At 59.8% G+C, this 23,168-nt stretch carries 29 protein-coding genes; 11 read left to right on the top strand and 18 right to left on the bottom strand.

Features of this window, described 5'->3' with window-relative positions; genetic code table 11:
• Positions 1 to 44: 44 nt before the first annotated feature.
• From HSS18214_RS0101250 to zapE, 8 genes are all read right to left on the bottom strand, one after another.
• Positions 45 to 515 (bottom strand): ClpXP protease specificity-enhancing factor, encoded by a 471-nt coding sequence (locus HSS18214_RS0101250; RefSeq protein ID WP_016913505.1) that lies wholly within the window; start codon positions 513 to 515, stop codon positions 45 to 47.
• A gap of 59 nt (positions 516 to 574) precedes the next feature.
• Complete coding sequence (gene sspA, locus HSS18214_RS0101245) at positions 575 to 1,201, bottom strand: stringent starvation protein SspA (RefSeq protein WP_026001643.1); 627 nt, start codon at positions 1,199 to 1,201, stop codon at positions 575 to 577.
• A 149-nt stretch (positions 1,202 to 1,350) separates the two neighbouring features.
• Positions 1,351 to 2,118 carry a cytochrome c1 gene (locus HSS18214_RS0101240; RefSeq protein WP_016913503.1) on the bottom strand — a complete coding sequence of 256 codons (768 nt, stop codon included), beginning with the start codon at positions 2,116 to 2,118 and terminating at the stop codon, positions 1,351 to 1,353.
• The gene (locus HSS18214_RS0101235) at positions 2,118 to 3,377 is read right to left on the bottom strand and encodes a cytochrome b (protein WP_016913502.1); all 1,260 of its coding nucleotides are present in this window, start codon (positions 3,375 to 3,377) and stop codon (positions 2,118 to 2,120) included. The genes HSS18214_RS0101240 and HSS18214_RS0101235 overlap by 1 nt, the downstream gene beginning before the upstream one ends.
• Positions 3,377 to 3,967: a ubiquinol-cytochrome c reductase iron-sulfur subunit gene (gene petA, locus HSS18214_RS0101230; RefSeq protein WP_016913501.1), complete on the bottom strand. Its 591-nt coding sequence runs from the start codon at positions 3,965 to 3,967 to the stop codon at positions 3,377 to 3,379. The genes HSS18214_RS0101235 and petA overlap by 1 nt, the downstream gene beginning before the upstream one ends.
• A 208-nt stretch (positions 3,968 to 4,175) precedes the next feature.
• On the bottom strand, positions 4,176 to 4,565 hold the full coding sequence (gene rpsI / locus HSS18214_RS0101225; RefSeq protein WP_016913500.1) for a 30S ribosomal protein S9: 390 nt from the start codon (positions 4,563 to 4,565) through the stop codon (positions 4,176 to 4,178).
• A gap of 13 nt (positions 4,566 to 4,578) precedes the next feature.
• Positions 4,579 to 5,007 (bottom strand): 50S ribosomal protein L13, encoded by a 429-nt coding sequence (rplM, locus tag HSS18214_RS0101220; RefSeq protein WP_016913499.1) that lies wholly within the window; start codon positions 5,005 to 5,007, stop codon positions 4,579 to 4,581.
• 201 nt (positions 5,008 to 5,208) lie between these two features.
• Positions 5,209 to 6,390, bottom strand: a complete 1,182-nt coding sequence (zapE, locus tag HSS18214_RS0101215) for a cell division protein ZapE (RefSeq protein WP_016913498.1) — start codon at positions 6,388 to 6,390, stop codon at positions 5,209 to 5,211.
• 237 nt (positions 6,391 to 6,627) lie between these two features.
• Between zapE and HSS18214_RS0101210 the strand changes: the two genes are divergently transcribed.
• Positions 6,628 to 7,071 carry a ZapG family protein gene (locus tag HSS18214_RS0101210; protein ID WP_016913497.1) on the top strand — a complete coding sequence of 148 codons (444 nt, stop codon included), beginning with the start codon at positions 6,628 to 6,630 and terminating at the stop codon, positions 7,069 to 7,071.
• A 56-nt stretch (positions 7,072 to 7,127) separates the two neighbouring features.
• Here HSS18214_RS0101210 and HSS18214_RS0101205 read toward each other — a convergent pair whose 3' ends face one another.
• Complete coding sequence (locus HSS18214_RS0101205) at positions 7,128 to 7,889, bottom strand: Nif3-like dinuclear metal center hexameric protein (protein ID WP_016913496.1); 762 nt, start codon at positions 7,887 to 7,889, stop codon at positions 7,128 to 7,130.
• 139 nt (positions 7,890 to 8,028) lie between these two features.
• Here HSS18214_RS0101205 and HSS18214_RS0101200 point away from each other — a divergent pair, with 139 nt between their 5' ends.
• Entirely contained in the window at positions 8,029 to 9,273 is a 1,245-nt protein-coding gene (locus HSS18214_RS0101200) for a Do family serine endopeptidase (protein WP_016913495.1), read from the top strand.
• Between the two features lie 17 nt (positions 9,274 to 9,290).
• On the opposite strand, the gene hisD is transcribed toward HSS18214_RS0101200, so the two are convergent.
• From hisD to HSS18214_RS0101155, 9 genes are all read right to left on the bottom strand, one after another.
• Positions 9,291 to 10,610 carry a histidinol dehydrogenase gene (hisD, locus tag HSS18214_RS0101195; RefSeq protein WP_016913494.1) on the bottom strand — a complete coding sequence of 440 codons (1,320 nt, stop codon included), beginning with the start codon at positions 10,608 to 10,610 and terminating at the stop codon, positions 9,291 to 9,293.
• Between the two features lie 13 nt (positions 10,611 to 10,623).
• Positions 10,624 to 11,277, bottom strand: coding sequence for an ATP phosphoribosyltransferase (gene hisG, locus HSS18214_RS0101190; protein ID WP_026001641.1), 654 nt, complete (start codon positions 11,275 to 11,277; stop codon positions 10,624 to 10,626).
• A 29-nt stretch (positions 11,278 to 11,306) separates the two neighbouring features.
• Positions 11,307 to 12,569 carry a UDP-N-acetylglucosamine 1-carboxyvinyltransferase gene (gene murA, locus HSS18214_RS0101185; RefSeq protein ID WP_016913492.1) on the bottom strand — a complete coding sequence of 421 codons (1,263 nt, stop codon included), beginning with the start codon at positions 12,567 to 12,569 and terminating at the stop codon, positions 11,307 to 11,309.
• Between the two features lie 10 nt (positions 12,570 to 12,579).
• Positions 12,580 to 12,831 carry a BolA family protein gene (locus HSS18214_RS0101180; RefSeq protein WP_016913491.1) on the bottom strand — a complete coding sequence of 84 codons (252 nt, stop codon included), beginning with the start codon at positions 12,829 to 12,831 and terminating at the stop codon, positions 12,580 to 12,582.
• 134 nt (positions 12,832 to 12,965) lie between these two features.
• Positions 12,966 to 13,298, bottom strand: a complete 333-nt coding sequence (locus HSS18214_RS0101175) for an STAS domain-containing protein (protein WP_016913490.1) — start codon at positions 13,296 to 13,298, stop codon at positions 12,966 to 12,968.
• Entirely contained in the window at positions 13,295 to 13,948 is a 654-nt protein-coding gene (locus tag HSS18214_RS0101170; RefSeq protein WP_016913489.1) for an MlaC/ttg2D family ABC transporter substrate-binding protein, read from the bottom strand. The genes HSS18214_RS0101175 and HSS18214_RS0101170 overlap by 4 nt, the downstream gene beginning before the upstream one ends.
• A 39-nt stretch (positions 13,949 to 13,987) precedes the next feature.
• Positions 13,988 to 14,452 carry an outer membrane lipid asymmetry maintenance protein MlaD gene (gene mlaD / locus HSS18214_RS0101165; protein ID WP_016913488.1) on the bottom strand — a complete coding sequence of 155 codons (465 nt, stop codon included), beginning with the start codon at positions 14,450 to 14,452 and terminating at the stop codon, positions 13,988 to 13,990.
• A gap of 13 nt (positions 14,453 to 14,465) precedes the next feature.
• The gene (gene mlaE, locus HSS18214_RS0101160; RefSeq protein ID WP_039177449.1) at positions 14,466 to 15,269 is read right to left on the bottom strand and encodes a lipid asymmetry maintenance ABC transporter permease subunit MlaE; all 804 of its coding nucleotides are present in this window, start codon (positions 15,267 to 15,269) and stop codon (positions 14,466 to 14,468) included.
• Positions 15,270 to 16,091: an ABC transporter ATP-binding protein gene (locus tag HSS18214_RS0101155; RefSeq protein WP_040460708.1), complete on the bottom strand. Its 822-nt coding sequence runs from the start codon at positions 16,089 to 16,091 to the stop codon at positions 15,270 to 15,272.
• A gap of 231 nt (positions 16,092 to 16,322) precedes the next feature.
• On the opposite strand from HSS18214_RS0101155, the gene HSS18214_RS0101150 reads away from it, so the two are divergent.
• The 9 genes from HSS18214_RS0101150 to rapZ all read left to right on the top strand — a co-directional run bounded on the left by HSS18214_RS0101150 (position 16,323) and on the right by rapZ (position 23,146).
• Entirely contained in the window at positions 16,323 to 17,309 is a 987-nt protein-coding gene (locus HSS18214_RS0101150; protein ID WP_016913485.1) for a KpsF/GutQ family sugar-phosphate isomerase, read from the top strand.
• A gap of 34 nt (positions 17,310 to 17,343) precedes the next feature.
• Positions 17,344 to 17,886 (top strand): KdsC family phosphatase, encoded by a 543-nt coding sequence (locus tag HSS18214_RS0101145; protein WP_016913484.1) that lies wholly within the window; start codon positions 17,344 to 17,346, stop codon positions 17,884 to 17,886.
• Positions 17,887 to 18,471, top strand: coding sequence for an LPS export ABC transporter periplasmic protein LptC (gene lptC, locus HSS18214_RS0101140; RefSeq protein ID WP_016913483.1), 585 nt, complete (start codon positions 17,887 to 17,889; stop codon positions 18,469 to 18,471). It begins immediately after the preceding gene.
• On the top strand, positions 18,468 to 18,974 hold the full coding sequence (gene lptA / locus HSS18214_RS0101135; protein ID WP_016913482.1) for a lipopolysaccharide transport periplasmic protein LptA: 507 nt from the start codon (positions 18,468 to 18,470) through the stop codon (positions 18,972 to 18,974). Before lptC ends, lptA begins: the two co-directional genes overlap by 4 nt.
• 23 nt (positions 18,975 to 18,997) lie before the next feature.
• A complete protein-coding gene (gene lptB, locus HSS18214_RS0101130) occupies positions 18,998 to 19,744 on the top strand; it encodes an LPS export ABC transporter ATP-binding protein (RefSeq protein ID WP_016913481.1) in 747 nt (248 codons plus the stop codon).
• A gap of 105 nt (positions 19,745 to 19,849) precedes the next feature.
• Positions 19,850 to 21,265 (top strand): RNA polymerase factor sigma-54, encoded by a 1,416-nt coding sequence (locus HSS18214_RS0101125; protein ID WP_016913480.1) that lies wholly within the window; start codon positions 19,850 to 19,852, stop codon positions 21,263 to 21,265.
• A gap of 97 nt (positions 21,266 to 21,362) precedes the next feature.
• Positions 21,363 to 21,671, top strand: coding sequence for a ribosome hibernation-promoting factor, HPF/YfiA family (gene hpf, locus HSS18214_RS0101120; RefSeq protein WP_016913479.1), 309 nt, complete (start codon positions 21,363 to 21,365; stop codon positions 21,669 to 21,671).
• A gap of 4 nt (positions 21,672 to 21,675) precedes the next feature.
• The gene (gene ptsN / locus HSS18214_RS0101115; protein ID WP_016913478.1) at positions 21,676 to 22,143 is read left to right on the top strand and encodes a PTS IIA-like nitrogen regulatory protein PtsN; all 468 of its coding nucleotides are present in this window, start codon (positions 21,676 to 21,678) and stop codon (positions 22,141 to 22,143) included.
• Positions 22,144 to 22,213: 70 nt separating this feature from the next.
• The gene (rapZ, locus tag HSS18214_RS0101110) at positions 22,214 to 23,146 is read left to right on the top strand and encodes an RNase adapter RapZ (RefSeq protein ID WP_016913477.1); all 933 of its coding nucleotides are present in this window, start codon (positions 22,214 to 22,216) and stop codon (positions 23,144 to 23,146) included.
• The last annotated feature ends 22 nt before the right edge of the window (positions 23,147 to 23,168 follow it).

The raw sequence follows: 23,168 nt of genomic DNA, 5'->3' as shown, positions 1-23,168 counted from the left end.
TTTTTTAATATAACCATTTAGCCATAATCAGGCTAAAAGCCCGGCTACTTGACCACTCTGAGAGCCGGTTTCTTCCTGGGCTTTTCAGACGCAGTCGATGCATCCGACGCCTCTTTGGAAGGTGCTTCCGTCAAGGTCAGCTCGGGTCGTGCAGCTTCATCAGCTGAGGACTCCTCACCCCCCTCTAGCTCGTCGGCATCCAGTTCCGGCTCATGGCCAAAGACCATGCCTGCCCCGTTTTCACGAGCGTAGATAGCGATCAACGCAGGGATGGGGATCATCACCTGCATGGGCTGACCCCCAAAGCGAGCGCTGAAACCAATTGCCTGGTTCTCCATGAACAGATCGCGTACCGCCGTTGGCGCGGCATTGAGTACGATCTGACCGTTCTGAACGAACTGGCGCGGCACTTCTACGCCCGGCTGCGTAGCATCCACCACCAGGTAAGGCGTTAGGTCGTTATCCAGAAGCCATTCGTACAAGGCTCGGGCGAGATAGGGACGGCTCGACTTCATAAGTCTCCCTCCTCCTGACAAGTGAGGCTCCTGCCCATCAGGCTAGGGGCCATATGAATTCAGGCGCGCATCTCTTTTTCACGCTCGTTCAAGGAGGCCTTGAACGCTTCACGCTCGAATACGCGCGACATGTAGTTCAGCAGCGGCTTCACCTGCTTCTCCGGCAGCTCGATATTGAGCTCGGGCAGACGCCAAAGGATGGGCGCCAGACAGCAATCCACCAGCGTAAACTCTTCGCTCATGAAATACGGCATATCTTCGAAGATGGGCGAAATGCCGATCAGGCTTTCGCGCAGCTCTTTACGCGCCTTGTCTGCCTCTTTCTTGCCACCCGTGCGGATCAGCTCGAGCATCGGGCACCATTCGCGTTCGATACGGTGCATCCACAGCCGACTTTGAGCACGTGCCACTGGGTAGACGGGCAACAGCGGCGGATGAGGAAAGCGCTCATCCAGATACTCCATCATGACCTTGGACTCATAGAGCACCAGATCACGATCCAGCAGCGTGGGAACACTGTTGTACGGGTTGAGGTCCGCTAACTCTTCAGGTGGCTGTTCCTCAGCAACATCGACGATATCGACCGCCACTCCCTTTTCAGCCAGAACAATGCGTACACGATGACTGAAATGATCATCATTACCTGAGTAAAAGATCATTGACGACCGCTTGGCCACAACACCCATGAAAGCATCCTCGCATCAAAACAATAGACGATAGTAACACGCCCGCCGCCTTTTATGGTAAAGCGACGCAAAGCCCCTGGGGGCACATAAACAAACAAAGGGCGCACGGCTTTCGCCGTGCGCCCCGCCCACCAAGCATAGGCTAATGCTTAGTGAACATCCCGCCAGTACTCACGCTTGAGCAGGTAGGCGATCACACCAAAGATAAAGATGAAGATCAGCACCTTGGGCGCCAGTGCCTGAGCCTGCAGCTTGGAAGGCTCACCGACGTAGGCCAGGAAGTTGGTCAGGTCATAGACGGCTTCCTCGAACTCGGCAGGCTCCATGGAACCTGGCTGAGTGACTTGCAGCACTTCACAAGACTGGTACTTGCCAGACAGCGGGTCGGGCGACTGCCCTGCTACCGGCTGGTCGGTTTCCGAGCAGACCATCTCCTGAACACCCTGCAGCGGCTCCAGCACGTTGGGCATGGCCACCAGATCAAATACCGCGTTATTGACGCCCAGTGGACGGCTCGGGTCACGGTAGAAGCTCAGCAGGTAGGAGTAGATCCAGTCGGGACCGCGCAGACGACCATGCAGCGTCAGATCGGGCGGCGCAGCGCCGAACCAGCTTTCACCATCTTCCGGCAGCATGGCGATGTGCATCAGGTCGTTGTAACCCAGCGATGAAGAGAAAATCAGGTTCTCTTCGACCAGGTCCTGCGGCATGCCCAGATCATTTGCTGCACGGGAGAAGCGCTGATGCTCCAGCGAGTGACATCCCATGCAGTAGTTGACGTAGAGCTGCATACCACGCTGCAGAGACTCCTGGTCACGCAGATCCGGCGTCATGGAGTAAGGCACGTCGGGCCCTGGCGCTGCGACCGCCATCAAAGGCAGCAGCGCGAACATCAGTGCGAACAGTTGCTTTTTCATTAGCCAGTCACCCTTTCAGGAACGGGTTTAGTCTTCTCGATACTGGTGTACACCGGCATCAGAATGAAGAAGGCGAAGTAGAGCACCGTACAGATCTGGGCCACCAGCGTACGCAGCGGAGTCGCCGGAATGGCACCCAGAACACCCAGGATCACAAAGCTGATCGCAAAGATGATGAGCGCAATACGTGACAACCAGCCTTTGTAACGCATGGACTTGACCGGGCTACGATCCAACCAGGGCAGTACGAACAGAATGGCGATGGCGCCACCCATGGCCAGCACGCCCAGGAACTCGGCACGCAATCCCAGGAAGTCGAAGGTAATGGCCCGCAAGATGGCATAGAACGGCGTGAAGTACCACACCGGCGCAATGTGATCAGGCGTTACCATCGGGTTGGCTGGCTCGAAGTTGGGACGCTCGATGAAGTAACCACCCCCTTCCGGGAAGTAGAACAGCACCACCGCAAAGACGAACAGGAAGACCGCCACACCCACCAGATCCTTCACGGTGTAGTACGGATGGAAAGGAATGCCATCCAGCGGTTTGCCGGTTTCGTCTTTCTTATCCTTGATCTCGATGCCATCAGGGTTGTTGGAGCCAACTTCATGCAGGGCAATGATATGCAGCACGACCAGCGCCAGAATCACGATAGGCAGCGCCACCACATGCAGGGCAAAGAAGCGGTTCAACGTGATACCGGAAATCAGGAAGTCACCGCGGATCCACTGCGCCAGATCCGGGCCAATGCCGGGAATGGTCGCGAACAGCGAGATGATGACCTGAGCACCCCAGTAGGACATCTGACCCCAGGGCAATAGATAACCCATGAAGGCCTCTGCCATCAGCAGCAGATAGATGGCCATGCCGAAGATCCAGACCAGCTCACGCGGAGCCTTGTAAGATCCGTACATCAATGCACGGAACATATGCATGTAAATGACGACAAAGAAAGCAGAGGCGCCAGTCGAGTGCATATAGCGGATGATCCAGCCGTACTCGACGTCACGCATGATGTACTCAACGGAGCGGAAAGCGCCTTCCGCCGTGGGGTTGTAGCTCATGGTCAGCCAGACACCGGTCAGAATCTGGTTGACCAGCACCAGCAACGCCAATACACCAAAGATGTAGAGGAAGTTGAAGTTCTTCGGTGCGTAGTACTTGGTGAGGTGGTCTTGCATCATTTGCGTTGCGGGGAAGCGGTCGTCCACCCAGCGCATGATGCCGCGTTCAGCCTTGACTCGATTAGGATTACCCATTACGCGGCCTCCTCGTCTTCACCAACGATGATGTCCTCACCCTCGAAACGATAGGGCGGCACTTCAAGGTTGGTGGGTGCAGGTACGTTATTGAAGACGCGTCCGGCGAGATCGAAGTACGAACCATGGCAAGGACAGAAGAAACCGCCCGGCCAGTTGTCTGTGACTGCGGCCTCGGGCTCGGGACGGTACAGCGGAGAACAACCCAGGTGGGTACATACACCAACCATGACACCGACCTCGGGGCGCACAGAGCGCAACGGACCGGTGATATAAGCAGGCTGCTGCTCCTCCTCGGAATCCGGGTCCCGCAAGCGAGACGGGTCCAGACTCTCTGTACGCTCAATCATCTCAGGCGTACGGTTGATGATCCATACCGGCCGCCCGCGCCACTCGATGGTGACACGCTGCCCCGGTTCGAGCTTGGAAAAGTTAGCTCGAACCGGCGCACCGGCCGCCAACGCACTGGCACTAGGCTGCCAGGATGCCACAAAGGGGACCGCAACCCCGACAGCGCCCACCGCCCCCACAACGGAGGTGGCGCCCACGAGGAAACGGCGCCGGCCTTTGTTTACGCCGTTATCTGCCATTTCTGGTTTCTCCCATCAGCTTACCCGTTTCGCCGCAAAGGCGTCTTGCGGCGACGAATATCAAATACGCTCTATGTTAAAAAAACAAAGCGCTCTGCACAAGAACAACCGCCCCGGACCATGGTGGTACAGGTACTATAATTTTTTGATATTCCAATAAAAAACGCCCAGGTCCTGGACCTGGGCGTTTTTGCCGCATAGCGTAAAATTAACGCTTGGAGAACTGCGGACGACGACGCGCCTTGCGCAGACCGACTTTCTTACGCTCTACCTGACGTGCGTCACGGGTGACGTAGCCAGCGGCGCGCAGAGTCGGGCGCAGGTCTTCGTTGTAGTTCATCAGAGCACGCGTGATGCCGTGACGGATGGCGCCAGCTTGTGAAGAGCCACCACCACCTTCGACGGTCACATACACGTCGAACTGGTTCAGGGTCTCGGTCAGCTCGAGGGGCTGACGAACAACCATGCGACCGGTAACGCGACCGAAGTACTCGTCGAGCTCACGATTGTTGACAGTGATTTTGCCGGAGCCCGGCTTCAGGAACACACGAGCGGTGGAAGTCTTGCGGCGCCCGGTACCGTAATACTGCTGTGTCATGGCGAAGATTTCCTCAGATGTTCAGTTCAAGCGGCTGCTGGGCAGCATGCGGATGCTCGGCACCGGCGTACACTTTCAACTTGGAATACATGGCGCGACCCAGCGGGCCTTTCGGCAGCATGCCCTTGACAGCAGACTCGATGATGCGCTCGGGAGCGTGATCCAGCATCTTGTCGAAGGTCATGGAGCGCAGACCGCCCGGGTAGCCAGTGTGGCGGTAGTAGGTCTTGGCCTTCGCCTTGTTACCGGTCACCTGGACTTTCTCGGCATTGATGACAACGATGTAGTCGCCGGTATCAACGTGAGGGGTAAATTCGGGCTTATGCTTGCCACGCAGGCGGCGAGCAATCTCGGTTGCCAGACGACCGAGCGTTTTGTCCGTAGCGTCGACAACATACCAGTCGCGCTGGACGGACTGCGGCTTAGCACTGAACGTCTTCATGGATGAAATCACCAGATTAAGTGTGTTGGGTAGCTAACGCTATACAGTAGCGAAGCACCATCCCTATTCTTTTTGGTTGCAGCCAGAAAACAGCTACAACGTACAGCGAGGCGGCATTCTACAGTAAGAGAGTGGACAAGTTAAGTGCCATCTTTACTTTTCTCGCACGCCCCTGGCATCGCACTCAGGCAACAGAGGCGCTCAGGGTTTGTGCGGCAGCGCCAGATACTCCCGCGACTGCATCTCCTGCAAGCGCGACAGCGTCCGCTGAAATTCAAACGTTAGCTTGCCATCACTGTAAAGCGACTCGACGGGCACTTCTGCCGACATCAAGAGCTTGACGCCCCGATCATAAAACTCGTCCACCATATTGATGAAGCGGCGCGCCTGATCGTCGCTCTTGGCATCCATGCGCGGCACATTGGCCACCAGCACGCTATGAAACTCTCGAGCAAGCTCGATATAGTCGTTCTGGCTACGCGGCCCATCGCACAGTTCGGCAAATTCGAACCAGACGACATCCTCATGAAGTCGACGCGTCTTCAATACTCGATGGTTGATTTCCAGCGGCGCGCCCTCTTCTCCCGCATGACCGGCAATCTCCTTGAAGCTGCGCGCCAGCTCCTGGTCGGCAGCCTCATCCAGCGGCGCATGGAAGATCTCCGCACGCTCCAGCGCCCGTAACCGATAATCGATGCCGGAGTCTACATTCACGACGTCACAGTGGCGATTGACCAGTTCGATGGCGGGCAGGAACCGAGCGCGCTGCAGACCATCCTTGTAGAGATCGTCGGGCACGATATTGGAGGTCGCCACCAGCACGACACCACGCTCGAACAGCGCCTCCATGAGATTGGCCAGGATCATGGCATCCGTGATGTCCTTGACGAAAAATTCGTCGAAGCAGATCACCCTGGCTTCGGTTGCAAACTTGCCGGCAATCAGCGTCAGCGGGTTCTTCTCGCCCTTGTAGTGCGTCAGCTCGTTATGCACCCGCTGCATGAACCGATGAAAGTGCGTGCGCATTTTTTCAGGGAAGGGCAAGGCGTCATAAAACGTATCCACCAGGTAGGTCTTGCCACGTCCGACCCCACCCCAAAAGTAGAGCCCCTTCACCTGGGGCACCGGGGGCTTGTCTGGCTCGCTGCGCTTGCCCAGCAGCCCCGCCATCTTCGCCTTCAAGCCTTTACTGGCGACCACTGCTTTGGGCACGGTGGTGGTGGTCGACAGCAGGTCATCGTAAAGACGCTGAAGATGCTTGACCGCCTGCTCCTGAGCCGGGTCGTATTGAAAGTCACTGCGCGTCAAATCCTGCTGATAACGCTCCAGTGGCGTCAAGCGATGGGGGTGTTCAGACGCCTGACGTGCAGATACTGATGACATTAAAATGCTCCCGCAGCGCGTAGCCAGGCGTATGCATCGACGCGCACCTGCACATCCGCCGAGCACCGGCCTGACCGATAAAAAGAGCCTAATTATACGCCGACTGAGCGCTAAGCGCATGAGCGGATTGACCCAACCAGCCGTGACGCGCCTATAATGGGGCTGACCATGCAGCCATGCGATCGGTGACGCCATGCCATCGATGACATGGCGCGCACCACTATCAGGGAGAATACCGTGGAAGCAAGCTCGCCAATCATTTTTGCCGTTGTAGGTCTCGTCGTTGGCTTTCTCATTGGCCTTGCCTGCTATCGCCTGTTCAGCAAGAGCGAGAAAGACATGGCTGCGCTGAAGCAAACGCTACTGGAGCGCGAGCACAAGATCGCGGAACTTAAACAAGCCATGGGCAGCAGCCTGACGGGCATCCAGCAACGTCTTGACAGCATTCGTCAGGAGGCGGACCAAATCGAAGTCCAGATCGCCGACGAGGCGGCTCAATGGCAGCTCACCAGCGTCAAGGCCTCCCATCACAAAGCAGCGGCCACGGCAGAAAACGATGCCGACCTTGCCATGCCCCGCGATTACGCGGCTGGCAAGAACGGCACGCTTTCCGAAGACTTCGGGCTGAAAGAGCATCAGAAATCAGACAGCGATACGCTTGCGCAACCCCCACGCTACTGATCTACGCTCACCAGGGCGCCCCTGAGCGCCCTGGTCGCACGTCACTTTTCTCCGAGTCAGGCCGGGTTGTCGATATCCACGAAACGATGCTCGACATCGAACTGGCTCGCCAACCACTCGCCCAAGGCCTGCACCCCGTAACGCTCGGTAGCATGGTGCCCTGCCGCGATGTAATGAATACCCAGCTCACGCGCCAGGTGCGTAGTGCGTTCGGAAATCTCCCCTGACACGAATACCTGAGCACCTGCTTGGTGGGCAGCCGTGATCATGTCCTGGGCCCCACCCGTGCACCAGGCAATTCGCTCCACTGGCCCCGCCAGCGGCGCCTCGACGACCAGCGCCTGACGCTGAAGGGTGTGGCTCAATTGATCGGCCAACGTGGTCAGCGGCTGCGGCGTCACCAGACGCCCGGACCACAACAACCCTTCGCCCAGCTCGCCGTCCAGACACCCCTCGACCTTCCATCCCAGGCGCCGCGCCAATTCGGCGTTATTGCCCAGCTCTGCATGGGCGTCCAGCGGCAAGTGATACGCCAGCAAACTCATATCGTGGGCTATTAGCGTCTTGATGCGCTTCTGCTTCATCCCGGTAATCGCTACTGGCTCGTTCTTCCAGAAATAGCCGTGATGTACCAGCACCATATCCGCCTGCCAGGCCACCGCCTCGTCGAGCAACGCCTGGCAGGCCGTCACGCCGGTCATGACCCGCCGAACCGTCTCTCGCCCCTCGACTTGCAGGCCATTGATGGTGTAATCCTTGAATTGACCAGCGCGGAGCTGGTGGTCACATGCAGCGACGAGTTGATCGCGATGGTTCACGTGGTCTCCTTAATTGTTGCCACTGCCCCGTGGGGAAGCGAGGCGTTAAGTGTTACCATAACCTCCATTGTAAACTCGCTGCACGTTATCGCGAACCTCGCGACCTGCTGAAGACCGCCATCCGCTGAGGAATGCTTGCATGCACCGCCTTGTGCTGCCCTATCTCTGGCCCATTACCACGGGCCTTCTGCTGGCCGCAGTCATTCTGCTGGCCTTCCCTCAACAGATTCCCAACCCGTTTCGTCAATCTCCCCCTGCCAGCGTAGAGCCCCAGCCAGCGCTGGTCGCGACCAATAGCGAGTCGACGGCCAACCGGCCCGCCCCCGAAATACGCCAGGCCGCGCCACTTACGCGTAGCCAGGGGCCTGCCAGCTACGCCAACGCCGTCAACCAGGCCGCGCCAGCGGTGGTCAACATTTATTCGTCGCGCATCGTGTCGCGGGACCAGCACCCGCTGATGTCTGACCCGTTCTTCCAGCAATTTTTCGGCGGTGACGACGCCACGACCCACCAACGCATGCTGTCCAGCCTGGGTTCCGGGGTCATCGTCAGTGACGACGGCTATGTGCTTACCAATCATCACGTGATCAGCGGCGCCGACCAGATACAAGTGGCGCTGCGCGACGGCCGCGAAACACTGGCTCAAGTGATTGGCACCGACCCGGAAAGCGATCTGGCAGTGTTGCGCATTCAACTGGACAACCTGCCCGTGATCGAACTGGCTGACTCGAAGGAAGTGGCCGTGGGCGATGTGGCGCTGGCAATAGGCAACCCCTTCGGCGTGGGGCAGACGGTGACCATGGGCATCATCAGCGCTACGGGGCGCAGCCACTTGGGGTTGAATGCCTATGAAGATTTCATCCAAACCGACGCGGCCATCAACCCGGGCAACTCAGGCGGAGCACTGGTCAACCCTGACGGTGCACTGGTAGGCATCAATACGGCGATCTTTTCACGCTCGGGAGGCTCACAGGGAATAGGCTTCGCCATTCCGGCCAACCTTGCCCACAGCATCCTCGACGAACTGGTCACCCGTGGACGGGTGATTCGCGGCTGGCTGGGCATCGAGGCTCAGGCGCTATCGCGGGAACTGGCCGCCTCGTTTGGGCTGCGCACTCCCCAAGGCGTCATCGTGGCCGGCGTGGTCAGCGGCGGCCCTGCAGCCGAGGCAGGGCTTCAGCCTGGCGATGTGCTGCTCTCCATCGATGATCAGGTGATCATGGATGCACGCGCCACCATGAGCGAAATTGCCTCTATCCCACCGGGCACCAGGCTTCCGCTGACCATCGTGCGCAGCGGTGAGCGCATGGAGGTCACCCTGGAAGTGGGCGAGCGCCCCGTGCCCACCAATGCGACGTCCGAAGATCGGCAGAGCGGCTCCTGAAGCCGCTCCCCCATACCTTACTTGCTGCGAATACGATACTCGGCCGAGCGTGCATGGGCCGTCAGGTATTCGCCTCGGGCGAGGACCGACGCCACTTTGCCCAGTTCGGACGCTCCTTCAGGAGAGCAGTGAATGATCGAAGAGCGCTTCTGGAAGTCATAAACCCCCAGCGGTGACGAGAAGCGCGCCGTGCCGGACGTCGGCAGTACGTGATTGGGGCCCGCGCAGTAGTCACCCAAGGCCTCCGACGTATGACGCCCCATGAAGATGGCGCCTGCATGGCGGATCTCCTCTAGCCACGCCTCGGGCTCGGCCACGGAAAGCTCCAGGTGCTCCGGCGCTATGCGATTGATCATCTCGACGGCGTCGGCCGGGTGCTGACAGAGAATCAGCGCCCCCCGGCGCTTGAGCGAAGCACGCGCAATCTCCTCGCGCTCCAGCGTAGGCAGCAGCCGTTCGATGGAAGCCGCGACGGCATCCAGGTGCTCGGCGTCCCAACTGACCAGAATCGCCTGGGCATCTTCATCATGCTCAGCCTGGGAGAACAGATCCATGGCCAACCAATCAGGGTCGGTCTGCCCATCGGAGACCACCATGATTTCTGACGGCCCGGCAATCATGTCGATACCTACCTGCCCGAAGACCGCACGCTTGGCGGTGGCCACGTAAATATTGCCGGGGCCCACGATCTTGTCGACACGGGGTACGCTCTGGGTGCCATAAGCCAAGGCTGCAACGGCCTGCGCCCCACCGATGGTGAAGACATGATCGACACCGGCCAGGTGTGCCGCCGCCAGCACCAGATCGTTCAGCACACCGTCAGGGGTCGGCACCACCATGACGATCTCACGCACGCCAGCCACGTGGGCGGGTATCGCATTCATCAGTACCGAAGAAGGATAGGCCGCCTTGCCGCCCGGCACATAGATACCAGCGCGGTCCAGTGGCGTCACCTTTTGTCCCAGCACCGTGCCATCGGCCTCTTGATACTGCCAGGACTCCGGCTTCTGCCGCTCGTGGTAGCGACGAATGCGCTCCGCTGCCACGGCCAGCGCTTCACGCTGTTCCGACGGCAGCCCCTCATACGCCGTTTTCAACTGCTCAGGCGACAGGCGCAGTTGCTCCATGGAGTCGACGGCCAGCCGATCGAAGCGGTTGGTGGCATCGATGACGGCCTGATCACCGCGCTGTTTGACGTCCGCCAGTATTTCATCGACACGGGCCTGCACGGCGCTATCGGACACGCCCTCCCAGTCCAGCAGCGTATCCAGCTGGCGGTGGAAGCCCGGCTCAGTGGTAGAGAGCCGAGCAATGGTGGCAGTGGTTGTCTCACTCATGGCGAACCTCGTGTCATTCGGCAGGCAGCAATTGACGTTGCTTTACGGCACTTTCCAAACGCGCCAGTAGCGGTTTGATACGATCATGCTTCATGGTCATGGCCGCCTTGTTGACTACCAGGCGGGTGCTGATATGGGCAATCAACTCCCTCGGCTCCATGCCGTTGGCACGCAGCGTATTGCCGGTATCGACGATATCGACGATCTCGTCGGCGAGGTTCATCAACGGCGCCAGCTCCATGGCGCCGTACAGCTTGATCACCTCTGCCTGAATGCCCTGCTCGGCGTAGTAGCGGCGCGCCACGTTGACGAATTTGGTCGCTACCCGGCGACGAGCTCGCGCCGGGGGCTGCCCGGTCACGCCTGCCGTCATCAGCTTGCAGCGGGCAATGTCCAGATCCAGCGGCTCGTACAGCCCCTCGGCACCATGCTCCAGCAGTACATCCTTGCCCGCCACGCCCACGTCGGCGGCCCCCAACTGTACATAGGTCGGTACATCGGTGGCGCGAATGATGACCAGCTTCACATCCGGCAGGTTGGTGTCGAACAGCAGCTTGCGACTCTTGCTCAGGTCTTCGGCGGGTGTAATACCCGCATCTGCCAACAGCGGCAGTGTCTCGTCCAGAATACGCCCTTTCGAGAGGGCCAGGATCAATTGCTTACTCATGGTGTAAGGCCAATGGTTGGTCACATGGCTTAGCCGGGGATGCGACGAATCTTCGCCCCCAGCAGCTGAAGTTTTTCCTCGATGCATTCATAGCCGCGATCAATATGGTAGATGCGGTCTACCAGCGTCTCGCCTTCGGCCATCATGGCCGCGATCACCAGAGACGCCGAGGCGCGCAAGTCCGTGGCCATGACCGGCGCACCGGACAGTTTGTCGACGCCCTTGATGAGGGCAGCGTTGCCCTCCAGCACGATATTGGCCCCCATGCGATTGAGCTCTTGCACGTGCATGAAACGGTTTTCGAAGATCGTCTCCACCACGCGAGAGTGCCCTTCTGCCACCGCATTCATGGCCACGAACTGCGCCTGCATGTCGGTGGGAAATGCCGGATAAGGCGCGGTACGAATATTGACGGCCTTGGGGCGCTTGCCATGCATATCCAGCGCGATCCAGTCGTCACCACTGGTGATCTCGGCACCGGCCTCTTCCAGCTTGGCCAGCACTGCCTCGAGGATATCGGCACGAGTACGCTTGACCTTGACGCGCCCACCGGTCATGGCAGCCGCCACCAGAAACGTTCCGGTTTCGATACGGTCCGGCATCACATCGTGTTCACAGCCGTGCAGGGAAGGCACCCCATCGATGATGATGGTATCGGTGCCATGCCCCCTGATCTTCGCGCCCATCTTGATCAGACACTCGGCAAGGTCCACGACCTCGGGCTCACGGGCAGCATTTTCAAGAACGGTACGGCCATCGGCCAGGGTCGCGGCCATCAGCAGGTTCTCGGTGCCCGTCACGGTCACCGTATCGAAGAAGATCGTCGCCCCCTTGAGGCGACCCTCTACGCGCGCACGAATATAGCCCGCCTCCACGTGGATTTCGGCACCCATGGCCTCCAGACCACGCAGATGCAGATCCACTGGGCGCGAACCAATGGCACACCCGCCAGGCAGCGAGACGTCGGCCTTGCCGAAGTGCGCCAACAACGGGCCCAGTACCAGAATCGAGGCGCGCATTTTCTTGACCAGCTCGTAAGGCGCATGGCACTGAGTCACTTGAGAGCCGTCCAACTGAATGCTCAGCTTCTCGCCCATGACGGGCTCGACGCCCATCCGGCCCAACAGCTCCAGCGTCGTGGTGATATCCTGCAAGTGCGGCAAATTGCCGATCACGACAGGGCCATCGGCCAACAGGCTGGCACACAGAATGGGCAGCGCCGCGTTCTTGGCGCCACTGGCCCACACTTCTCCGTCAACGCAACCGTTGCCGGTAATAATCAGCTTATCCATGGGCAGGCCGTTACTCAGCACTTTGCGATGCAGTTTGCCACTGCGTCGGGGTAAACGTTTTGATGCTGATAGCGTGGAGGGCACCGGACGCGATTTCATCACTCAGCGCGGCGTAGACCAGCTGCTGGCGCTTTACGGGTGAAAGACCTTCAAAGGCTTCGCCAACCGCAATCACCTGAAAATTGCAGCCTTCTCCCTGGATGTGAAACTCACACCCATCGATGCGGGATTCAAGCAGTGCTTTGACCTCGTTGGGTTGCATAAGCCAGGAAACTCCTTTGGGGTCGAAAAGAATGTGCGGAAAAGCCACATGATAAAGAAAAGCATCACGCTTGGCGATGCTGGCGGCATGCCAAAGAGAAGATAGCAGCCCGCAGGCTGCTTTATGGAGAAGGATTACTGCACGGGGCTGTGCTGAGCTATCAAGGGCTCCAGCTCTGCCAGCGTCGCCAGACGCTGGAGCGGCGGCGATAGCACGATCGCGCTCACCGGCAACTGCCTGGCCTGGCTGGCTCGCAGCCACTCGAACATCACGCTCAAGGCAGCGCTACTGGCAACATCGACACCGCTGAAGTCGAACTGAACCGACGTGGAACGGGTGGTTCGCAGCCAGCTTACCCCCGCCGCCGCCACATCGGCGGCGGCGTTCATGCTCAAGTCACCGGACACCACCAACCCATCCGGTTGCTCGGCCAGCGAGACATTCGGGCGGTCGAGCAGCGTGCTCACGCATCGCCCCCTTGCTCCAGCTCTTCGACGCCGATGTCCGGCGACCAGCCACGAATGACCGCATCGTAATCGCGATTGTTTTCACGCATGGCCTGATCGAACTGATTGCGGAACGTGAGACCCAGGTTGATGCCATTGACGATCACGTTGACCACACGCCACTCACCATTGGCCAGCCGCAGGCTGTAGGTGACCGGGTAGACCTGGCCGTTGTTGGCCACCACTTCCATATCGACGCTGGCTTGATCTTCGTGACGCTGGGCACGCTGCTGACTCAACACACGCAGCTCATCGTAGTCGAAGGTCACCAGACCACGCGTGTAGGTATCGATCAGCGTCTGGCGGAAGACATCCGCAAAGCGGCTGCGCTGCTCTGGCGTAGCGTTGCGGAAGTAACTGCCCATGACGCTGGCGCCGATGTAACGGAAATCGGCAATATCATCCAGGCTATCGTTGACCAGTGCCTTCAGCTCATCGAGGTTATTGGCGTAATAGTCTTCACGCCCTTCGATTTGCGCCATGAATTCGTCGATGTTGTTGCGAATCATCTGTTCGGGCGATTGAGATTGCGCCTTGGCCAAGGCAGGCAAGGCCATCAACAGCATGGCAAGGGCAACCCACCGGGAAAAAATCACTGTCATTTTCTGCATCGTTACACCTCTATAATCTGGCACCATCACCATTGACGCTTAGTTGCTGACCATATTGGACACGAACTGCTGAATAAGTTCTTCCAACACCAGCGCGGATTGCGTATCGCGAATCGTGTCACCATCCTGTAGCACCTCCGGGGCGCCGCCCACACTCAGACCAATGTACTGCTCGCCCAGCAGCCCCGCCGTCAGAATGGCCGCCGTGGTATCCTGGGAAAGCTGGCCTTCCAGGTCACTGTTCAGGCTCAGTACCACGCGTGCGTCGTACCACTCTCGGTCCAGCTCGATGGCCTCGACACGTCCAACGGTCACGCCCGCCATGGTGACGCGGGCACGCGGCTTGAGGCCGCCGATATTGGAGAAGTTGGCTTCCAGACGGAACGTGTCAGACGCGCCCGAAAGCGTCAAACCGCTGACTCTCAGCCCCAGAAAGACCAGGCCGATGATCCCCGCCAACATGAACAGGCCAACGCCAAACTCCATGGTTTTACTGCGCTTCATGACACCACCCCAGCTATTGAAGGCCGCCGAACATGACGGCGGTTAAAACGAAATCCAGCCCCAGCACCGCCAGCGATGAGTACACCACCGTACGAGTGGTCGCCCGAGAAATGCCTTCGGACGTGGGAATCAGATCATAGCCCTGGAACACGGCGATCCAGGTCACCACCAGGGCAAACACCAGGCTCTTGATCATGCCGTTACCGACATCGTTGATGAACGAGACGCTGGACTGCATGTTGCTCCAGTAAGAGCCTTCGAAAACGCCCAGCCACTCGACGCCCACCAGATAGCCGCCCCAGATACCCACCACACTGAATCCCACGGTGAGAATCGGCAGCGCCACGAACCCGGCCCAAAGCCTCGGGGCCACTACGCGACGCAGCGGGTCGACGCCAATCATTTCCATGCTGGTCAACTGTTCGGTGGCCTTCATCAAACCAATTTCGGCGGTCAACGCCGAACCAGCCCGCCCTGCAAAAAGCAGCGCTGCCACCACCGGCGCCAGCTCCCGCAGCAACGACAGCGCCACCATCTGCCCCAACGCCTGCTCGGCACCAAAGTCCACCAGAATGGTGTAGCCCTGAAGCGCCAGCACCATGCCGATGAACAGCCCGGACACCAGCACGATAGCCAGAGAAAGCACGCCGACAAAATGCATTTGACGAAGCCACAGAGCCCACCCTTCACGGGAGGGCACGCCCACCGCCGACTGCGCCAGAAAAACGGCCGCGCGCCCCAGCGCTTCGACCATCTCGCATCCCTTGCGCCCCAATCGCGTGATGGGCGCTACCCACTGTAAGAGTCTTGACTGCATTTACCCTGCCCCGCTTGCTGGATCGTGACCGAGAATGTCTCGGTAAAGGGTGTTGCCAGGATAGTGAAACGGCACAGGGCCGTCCGGCTCACCATGCATGAACTGACTGACTCTGGGGTCCTCGTTGACATCCAGCGACGCCGGCGTGCCATGCGCCACCACCTGGCCATCGGCGATCAGGTAGAGATAGTCGGCAATGCTCAAGGTCTCCTTGATGTCATGGGAAACCACTACAGAGGTCAGCGACATGGCCTGGTTCAAGCGCTTGATAAGCTGCACCAGTACGCCCATGGAAATAGGGTCCTGGCCCACAAAGGGCTCATCATAGAGAATCAGCTCCGGGTCCAGCGCCACGGCCCGCGCCAGCGCCACCCGGCGGGCCATGCCCCCCGAAAGCTCGGCGGGCGACAGGTGCCGCGCGCCGCGCAGGCCCACGGCCTGCAGCTTCATCAACACCAGGTCACGAATCATGGTATCGGGCAGGTCGGTATGCACGCGTAGTGGAAAAGCCACGTTCTCGAAGACATCCAGATCGGAAAACAGCGCGCCACTCTGAAACAGCATGCCCATTCGTTTGCGCAGCGCAAACAGCGCCTTGCGAGACAGCCGATGCACATCCTGCCCATCAATCAGCACGCGCCCCCGATCAGGCACCAGCTGCCCACCGATCAATTTCAACAGGGTGGTCTTGCCGGTTCCGCTGGGCCCCATGATAGCAGTGACTTTGCCACGCGGAATGCTCATGCTCACGCCACGAAAGATATCGTGGTCGCCGCGGGAAAAGTACACATCTTCCACCTGGATAAAGGGCATATCCGTCATGGGCATCACACCCCTCGCTTGCTCGCCAGTGCAGGCCTTTCAGGCCCACCCCGGCGGTTTAAAAAACAGTGTTTTCGAAATATTATCGAACATCGTATCCTAACGCTACCCACAGGAACAGCCACGCGCACCTGGCCTGCTGCCCAGCGCCTGCCCGCAGTTTGGCTAAAAGCCGCCGCAAGGTGTTATTCTTGAAGGCTATCAACCGTGATGACGAGAACGAGACCGACCATGCCCCAATCTCCCACCCCACCCAGCTTACTGCGTGAAAGCGCGCTGCGGACACTGCAGATAGAGCAAGCGGCCATTGGTGGTTTGCAAGCCAAGCTGGACGAGAGCTTCGACCGCGCCTGCCAGCTGATTCTGGCTTGCAAGGGTCGCGTGGTGGTGACCGGCATGGGCAAATCCGGCCATATCGCCGGCAAGCTGGCAGCCACCCTGGCCAGTACCGGCACGCCCGCGTTCTTCGTTCACCCCGGCGAAGCCAGCCATGGCGACCTCGGCATGATTACCCGGGGCGATGTGGTGCTGGCCCTGTCGAACTCGGGTGAAACCGGCGAAGTCACCGCCCTGCTGCCGCTGCTCAAGCGCCTGGGAACCCCCTTGATCAGCATGACGGGGCGCCCGGACTCCACCCTGGCACGCCATGCCGAGGCCCACCTGGACAGCGGCGTCGAGCGAGAAGCCTGCCCACTGGATCTGGCCCCCACCAGCTCGACGACGGCAGCGCTTGCGCTGGGTGACGCGCTGGCCGTCGCACTGCTGGAAGCACGTGGCTTCACAGCCGAAGACTTCGCCCTGTCACACCCCGGCGGCAGCCTGGGCAAACGCCTGCTGCTAAGGGTACGCGACCTGATGCACGACGGCGCGCGGCTGCCTCGGGTGGCGCTGGGCAGCCCGCTGCGCGATGCTCTGCTGGAAATTACGCGCCAGGGGCTCGGCTTTACCTGTGTCATCGACAATGAGGGTCGGCTGGCCGGGGTCTATACCGACGGCGACCTGCGCCGCACGCTGGACCAGTTTCACGACCTGCGTGACGTCAAGGTAGACGACGTCATGACGCGGCCCGGCAAACGCATCGGCCCCGACGTCCTGGCAGCCGAAGCCGTGCGTATAATGGAAGATAGTCGTATCACGGCGCTGGCCGTGGTCGATGAACAGCAGCGCCCGATTGGCGCGCTGCACATGCATGACCTGCTGGCAAGCGGCGTTATCTAACCCATGATCCAATGATGGATGATACGGAGGCTCTATGGCCCTACCTGACGCACTTTTAGATCGTATACGCCGTGTAAAACTGCTGGCCCTGGACGTAGACGGCGTACTGACCGATGGTCGCCTTTACTTCCAGGCCGACGGCGTCGAAATCAAGGCCTTTCATACCCAGGATGGCCACGGCTTGAAGCTGCTCAAGCGCGTCGGCATCCATGTCGCGCTGATTACCGGCCGTGACTCGCCCATGGTGAGCCAGCGCGCCGCAGCGCTGGGCATCAGCCATGTTCATCAAGGCTGTGAAGACAAGCTCGCCACCCTGCGTGGGCTCTGCCAGCGGCTCGGTATCACCCTGGAGCAGGTCGCCTTCTGCGGCGATGACCTCCCGGACCTGGCGCCGATCAAACGCTCGGGCATCGGCATCACCGTCCCCAACGCACCGGACTACATGCATACCCACGCCGACTGGATTACCGACCGTCTGGGCGGACATGGCGCCGTTCGCGAAATTTGCGACACGCTGCTGACCAGCCAGGGGCACTGGGACGCCGTGCTCGACACTTACCTACACGGCTCCACCTGAATGGGCATCAGGGTGAAAAAGCGCGTCTGGCTGACGGGGCTGGTCATCACCCTGGGGGGACTGCTGGTTTGGCTGGACCCCCGCGCGCCCCAGCAGCGCGAGGTAGATCCTGAGGCTCAGGCTCAGGAGCCCGGACACGTGCTGGAGAATGCCGAGATCACTCTGTTTGGTGAAGATGGCACTCTGCAACAGTCGCTGGTCGCGCCGCGACTGGTACATACCCCGCAAGCGGCGATGACCAACGTCACGTCACCGCGCGCCACGCTGTTCGATAGTGAACAGCGTGAGTGGTTGGCGGTTGCCGATACCGGTACCCTGAACACGGACACCCAGGCGCTGACGCTGGCCGGATCGGCACGGCTATTGGCACCAGACGAAGGCTGGCAGCTGGATACCGACCTGCTGCATTATGATGGCCTGGCACGTCATGCCTGGAGCGATACCCCCGTAGTGCTGCAGCAGCCGCCCCAACGTATCGAGGCATCCCGTATGGATGTCTGGCTGGACGATAGTCGTGTCAGCTTGATCAATAACGTGCGCGGCGTGCATCCGCCCGCCCCCCACTCTTCTCAGGAGTCGCCATGAACGCCCTGCTTCGTACGGCACTGCTCGCCCTTGCCGTTCCCATGGTAGTCGTAGGCGCGCTGCCTGCTACTGCTCAACAACAAGCCCCTATCGAAGTAGAGGCCGACCGCCTGGACTTGGACCAGCGCGCGGGCACGGCGGTTTACTCTGGCAATGTCGATATTCGTCAGGGTGAAATGCAGCTGCGGGGAGAGCGTGTCGAAATTCACCGCAACCAGGCCGGCGAACTCTCCCGGGCCGTCGCCACGGGCGAGCGTGCCTACCTGCGCAATCAACTGGAAGACCAGACGACGCCCATGGAAGGCTGGGCGCGCCGCATCGTCTACCACGTGTCCGAACGCCGCGTCGAGCTCATCGACCAAGCCGAACTGACCCAGCAAGGGGATCGTTTCCAGGGGGGACGGCTCGAATACTTCATCGACCGCGGGGTGGTGCAAGCGCGCTCTGATGTCAGCGGCAGTTCGCCACAGCGCATCCGCATGACCCTGCAGCCCGAACAATAGCGAGAGGACGCCCCGTGACAGCGATGACCCCCGACACCGCAGCGGTCAAGACACTCCATGCACAGCATCTGGCCAAGAGCTACAAACGCCGCCGCGTGGTCAAGGATATCAATCTGGAAATTGCCCAGGGCAGCGTGGTGGGCCTGCTGGGCCCTAACGGCGCGGGCAAGACCACCTCGTTCTACATGATCGTCGGCCTGGTGAAATCCGATGCTGGCAAGGTGGGCATCGACGATCTCGACCTGACCCGGGCGCCCATGCATGAACGCGCGCTGGCGGGTATCGGCTACCTGCCCCAGGAAGCATCGATCTTTCGCAAGCTGTCGGTGGCCGACAACATCATGGCCATTCTGGAAACGCGCCGGGAGCTGGACCGCAATAGCCGAGAAGCGAAGCTCGAATCCCTGCTGGAAGACTTCCACATCACCCATATTCGCGACAACCTGGGCATGAGCCTGTCGGGCGGCGAGCGGCGACGGGTGGAAATTGCCCGCTCGCTGGCCACCGAGCCCGCCTTCATTCTACTGGACGAACCTTTTGCTGGCGTCGACCCCATTTCCGTGGGCGATATCAAGTCGATCATACGCGCGCTCAAGAAGCGCCATATTGGCGTGCTGATTACCGACCACAACGTGCGTGAAACCCTGGATATCTGCGATATTGCCTATATTGTTGGCGACGGACACATCATAGCCAGTGGAAACCCCCAGGAAATTCTCAATAACCAGAAGGTGCGCGACGTCTACCTGGGCGCCGACTTCCGCCTTTAAATAATGGCCCACGAAGACATTTTATTTAGTGGCATGCTTATTGCACTTGCACCAAACGGAGAGTCGCTCTAGGGTGGAGCTTTCTGATTAACGAGTGGTTCTCAGATGGTCATGAAAGCTTCTCTTCAACTGCGCATCGGCACACAGCTGACCATGACACCTCAGCTGCAGCAGGCCATTGCGCTGCTTCAGCTATCGACGCTGGACCTTCGTCAAGAAATTCAGCAGGCGCTGGATGCCAACCCCATGCTCGAACAGGAGGATGAGTTTGGCGAACAGGCGGTCAGCGAGCCTCAGGAAGCCGAGTGGGCAGACAGCATTCCCAACGAGCTCTCCGTGGACAGCGACTGGTCCGACACCTACCAGGACATGGGCAGCGCGGGCGGCAGTAGCGAAGGCCCGGACTTCGAGCGCCAGGCGGCCGGGCAGAGCCTTCACGGGCACTTGCTCTGGCAACTGGCCATGACCGACTTCTCTGCGCGTGAGCAAGCCATTGCCGAGAGCCTCATCGATGCGCTGGATGCCAACGGCTATCTGACCCAGCCGCTCAACGACATCCGCGAGGGGCTCAAGGCGCAGGGCCACGATGGCCTGAGCCAACGCGAGGTCGAAAACACCTTGCTGCGCCTGCAGCAGTTCGAGCCTACTGGCGTGTTCGCCCGTGACCTGCGCGAGTGCCTGATGCTGCAGCTGGCCGCGCTACCCGAAGACACTCCGCTGTTGATGCCCGCCAAGCGTCTGGTACGCCAGTTTCTCGAAGCGCTGGGCAAGGACGACATGCGCCTGCTGAAACGACGCCTGAGCCTCGATGACGAGCAGCTGGACGATGTCATTCGTTTAATCCGCAGCCTTGACCCTCGCCCCGGAAGCGCCTACGGCGTCACCGACGACAGCTATGTGACGCCGGACCTGGTGGTACGTCACGATCACGAGGGCTGGCATCTGGAACTCAACCCGGAAGCGCTGCCTCGGCTACGTATCCAGCCCGACTACGCCAGCCTGATCAAGCGCGCCGACAAGAGCCAGGACAACCAGTTTTTGAAAGAGCACCTCCAGGAGGCTCGCTGGCTGATCAAGAGCCTGTCGAGCCGCAACGACACGCTGCTGCGCGTGGGGCGCGAGATCATTGCCCGCCAGATAGGCTTCCTCGAGCAGGGTGAAGAGGCCATGAAACCGCTGATTCTGGCCGATATCGCCGAAGCGGTAGAGATGCATGAATCGACCATCTCCCGGGTCACCACCCAGAAATACATTCATACCCCGCGCGGGGTCTTCGAGCTCAAGTACTTCTTCTCCAGCCAGGTCAGCGGCCAGGAGGGCGGCGACAGCCACTCCAGCACGGCCATTCGAGCACGCATCAAGAAACTGATTCAGGACGAGCCGCCAGGCAAGCCACTCTCCGACAGTCGCCTGGTCACCCTGCTGGAAGAGGGTGGCATTACCGTGGCACGCCGCACCGTCGCCAAGTACCGAGAGTCGATGGGTATACCTTCGTCGAGCGAGCGACGCCGTTTGCGCTAGTTAAACGCTCTTGCCCAACAAACTCGCGGCGAGGGCTTTGCAATGGCCCAAAAAGGGTTACAATCGAAGTACAGTCCGATGGATAAGGAGCACGTCAATGCAAGTAAACATCACTGGTCATCACGTTGAACTGACTGACGCCTTGCGTGACTACGTAAACGAAAAGCTGGAACGCGTTGAGCGTCACTACGACAACATCACGACCGTCCAGGTCACCTTATCTGTCGAAAAGGAGCGCCAGCAAGCGGCTTGCACGCTGCATGCCGCAGGAGCAGACCTGCATGCGGAAGCGCAGGATAATGACATGTACGCGGCCATTGACGCCCTGGCGGACAAAATCGACCGTCAGCTGGTAAAACACAAGGAAAAAGCACAAGCCCGCGCCCAAGGCGCTGGCGTGCGTTAAACCGATGACGTTGGAAACCATACTCCCCCCGGAGCGCGTGCTGTACGACGTGCCCGGGGGCAGCAAAAAAAGGGTGCTGGAGTTTTTCAGCACCTTTATCGCTCAGAACACGCCCAGCCTGGACAGTCAGGAAGTCTTCAGTCGCCTGATTGGCCGTGAACGGCTGGGCAGCACTGGTATCGGCAATGGCGTAGCCATCCCCCATGCACGCAGTCCTCACTGCAGCACGCCCATTGCTGGCTTTCTCAAGCTAGCCGAGCCCGTCGACTTCGATGCCATCGATGGTGACCCGGTCGATCTGGTCTTCGTGCTGTTGGTTCCCGAAGAAGCCGATGACACGCACCTGGCCCTGCTGGGGCAGGTGGCCACGATCATGAATGACGCTGCCACACGCCAACAGCTGCGCAATGTCAGTAGCCAGCGCGCATTGCTCGAGCTGCTGACCGACAAGATTCGCGAGCAGGCTGCCTAGCGCAGCCATTGCCAGGCAGCAAGGCACACGGCAAGCCCTCTATCCCTTTGATACCCAAGAGAGATGCGCTATGCAGCTGGTGATCATTAGCGGCCGCTCAGGGTCCGGCAAGTCCATCGCCCTACAGGCGCTGGAGGATCTTGGCTATTACGCCATCGACAACCTGCCCGCCATGCTGCTGGGCTCGCTGGTCGATGAATTGCGCGAGCAAGGGGGGCGAACTCACCTGGCGGTCAGCATCGATGCGCGCAACCTGCCCACGGCGCTGGAGCAGTTGCCTGCGTTACTGGAAGAGCTACGTCAACGCCAGATCCGTTTTCAGGTCATCTACCTGACCACGGACGCACGCATTCTGCTGGAGCGCTACTCGGCCACCCGGCGGCGCCACCCGCTGACCCGGGATAGTGACATGACCCTGGAAGAAGCCATCGACAAGGAAGAGCAGACGCTGCTCGACATTCGCGATCTGGCCGACCTGTTGATCGACACGTCACGCCTCTCGGTGCACGATCTTCGCCGTCGCATCACCGATCAGGTCGCTCACCAACGGCGTGACCAGCTGACCCTGACGTTTGAATCCTTCGGCTATAAGCGGGGCGTACCCATGGATGCCGATATCGTGTTTGACGTGCGCTGCCTGCCTAACCCTTATTGGGACCCCAGCCTGCGGCAGTTCACCGGACGCGATGCCAATATTCAGGCCTTCCTGGGCGGCTACCCCATCGTCGATGACATGCGTGACGATATTCATGCCTGGTTGGACAAGTGGCTGCCCGCCTACCAAAGCAGTCAACGTAGCTATATGACCGTGGCCATTGGCTGCACTGGCGGCCAGCATCGCTCTGTCTACATGGTGGAACAACTGGCGCAGGCGCTGGTCAAGCGCACTGGCGCCATTCAGCTCAGGCATCGGGAATTGGGCTTGCAGTACACGCTAAGCGAATTACCCGCTACCGTCGATGCCGCTTCTTCCATCCCCCCCAGCGACACGACTTCACCCTGATATCACTCGGCAAAAAGGAACC

The organism is Vreelandella stevensii S18214, from assembly GCF_000275725.1.
Taxonomy (GTDB): Bacteria; Pseudomonadota; Gammaproteobacteria; order Pseudomonadales; family Halomonadaceae; genus Vreelandella; species Vreelandella stevensii.
The sequence above is the reverse complement of the archived record's forward strand: the minus strand, read 5'-3'. Positions and strand labels throughout refer to the sequence as shown.

Bases quoted from the DNA above. Each gene is read 5' to 3' on its own strand.
- HSS18214_RS0101250 (WP_016913505.1), bottom strand. From the start codon at position 515: ATGAAGTCGAGCCGTCCCTATCTCGCCCGAGCCTTGTACGAATGGCTT.
- sspA (WP_026001643.1), bottom strand. From the start codon at position 1,201: ATGGGTGTTGTGGCCAAGCGGTCGTCAATGATCTTTTACTCAGGTAAT.
- HSS18214_RS0101240 (WP_016913503.1), bottom strand. From the start codon at position 2,118: ATGAAAAAGCAACTGTTCGCACTGATGTTCGCGCTGCTGCCTTTGATG.
- HSS18214_RS0101235 (WP_016913502.1), bottom strand. From the start codon at position 3,377: ATGGGTAATCCTAATCGAGTCAAGGCTGAACGCGGCATCATGCGCTGG.
- petA (WP_016913501.1), bottom strand. From the start codon at position 3,967: ATGGCAGATAACGGCGTAAACAAAGGCCGGCGCCGTTTCCTCGTGGGC.
- rpsI (WP_016913500.1), bottom strand. From the start codon at position 4,565: ATGACACAGCAGTATTACGGTACCGGGCGCCGCAAGACTTCCACCGCT.
- rplM (WP_016913499.1), bottom strand. From the start codon at position 5,007: ATGAAGACGTTCAGTGCTAAGCCGCAGTCCGTCCAGCGCGACTGGTAT.
- zapE (WP_016913498.1), bottom strand. From the start codon at position 6,390: ATGTCATCAGTATCTGCACGTCAGGCGTCTGAACACCCCCATCGCTTG.
- HSS18214_RS0101200 (WP_016913495.1), top strand. From the start codon at position 8,029: ATGCACCGCCTTGTGCTGCCCTATCTCTGGCCCATTACCACGGGCCTT.
- hisD (WP_016913494.1), bottom strand. From the start codon at position 10,610: ATGAGTGAGACAACCACTGCCACCATTGCTCGGCTCTCTACCACTGAG.
- hisG (WP_026001641.1), bottom strand. From the start codon at position 11,277: ATGAGTAAGCAATTGATCCTGGCCCTCTCGAAAGGGCGTATTCTGGAC.
- murA (WP_016913492.1), bottom strand. From the start codon at position 12,569: ATGGATAAGCTGATTATTACCGGCAACGGTTGCGTTGACGGAGAAGTG.
- HSS18214_RS0101180 (WP_016913491.1), bottom strand. From the start codon at position 12,831: ATGCAACCCAACGAGGTCAAAGCACTGCTTGAATCCCGCATCGATGGG.
- HSS18214_RS0101170 (WP_016913489.1), bottom strand. From the start codon at position 13,948: ATGCAGAAAATGACAGTGATTTTTTCCCGGTGGGTTGCCCTTGCCATG.
- mlaD (WP_016913488.1), bottom strand. From the start codon at position 14,452: ATGAAGCGCAGTAAAACCATGGAGTTTGGCGTTGGCCTGTTCATGTTG.
- mlaE (WP_039177449.1), bottom strand. From the start codon at position 15,269: ATGCAGTCAAGACTCTTACAGTGGGTAGCGCCCATCACGCGATTGGGG.
- HSS18214_RS0101155 (WP_040460708.1), bottom strand. From the start codon at position 16,091: ATGACGGATATGCCCTTTATCCAGGTGGAAGATGTGTACTTTTCCCGC.
- HSS18214_RS0101150 (WP_016913485.1), top strand. From the start codon at position 16,323: ATGCCCCAATCTCCCACCCCACCCAGCTTACTGCGTGAAAGCGCGCTG.
- HSS18214_RS0101145 (WP_016913484.1), top strand. From the start codon at position 17,344: ATGGCCCTACCTGACGCACTTTTAGATCGTATACGCCGTGTAAAACTG.
- lptC (WP_016913483.1), top strand. From the start codon at position 17,887: ATGGGCATCAGGGTGAAAAAGCGCGTCTGGCTGACGGGGCTGGTCATC.
- lptA (WP_016913482.1), top strand. From the start codon at position 18,468: ATGAACGCCCTGCTTCGTACGGCACTGCTCGCCCTTGCCGTTCCCATG.
- lptB (WP_016913481.1), top strand. From the start codon at position 18,998: ATGACCCCCGACACCGCAGCGGTCAAGACACTCCATGCACAGCATCTG.
- HSS18214_RS0101125 (WP_016913480.1), top strand. From the start codon at position 19,850: ATGGTCATGAAAGCTTCTCTTCAACTGCGCATCGGCACACAGCTGACC.
- hpf (WP_016913479.1), top strand. From the start codon at position 21,363: ATGCAAGTAAACATCACTGGTCATCACGTTGAACTGACTGACGCCTTG.
- ptsN (WP_016913478.1), top strand. From the start codon at position 21,676: ATGACGTTGGAAACCATACTCCCCCCGGAGCGCGTGCTGTACGACGTG.
- rapZ (WP_016913477.1), top strand. From the start codon at position 22,214: ATGCAGCTGGTGATCATTAGCGGCCGCTCAGGGTCCGGCAAGTCCATC.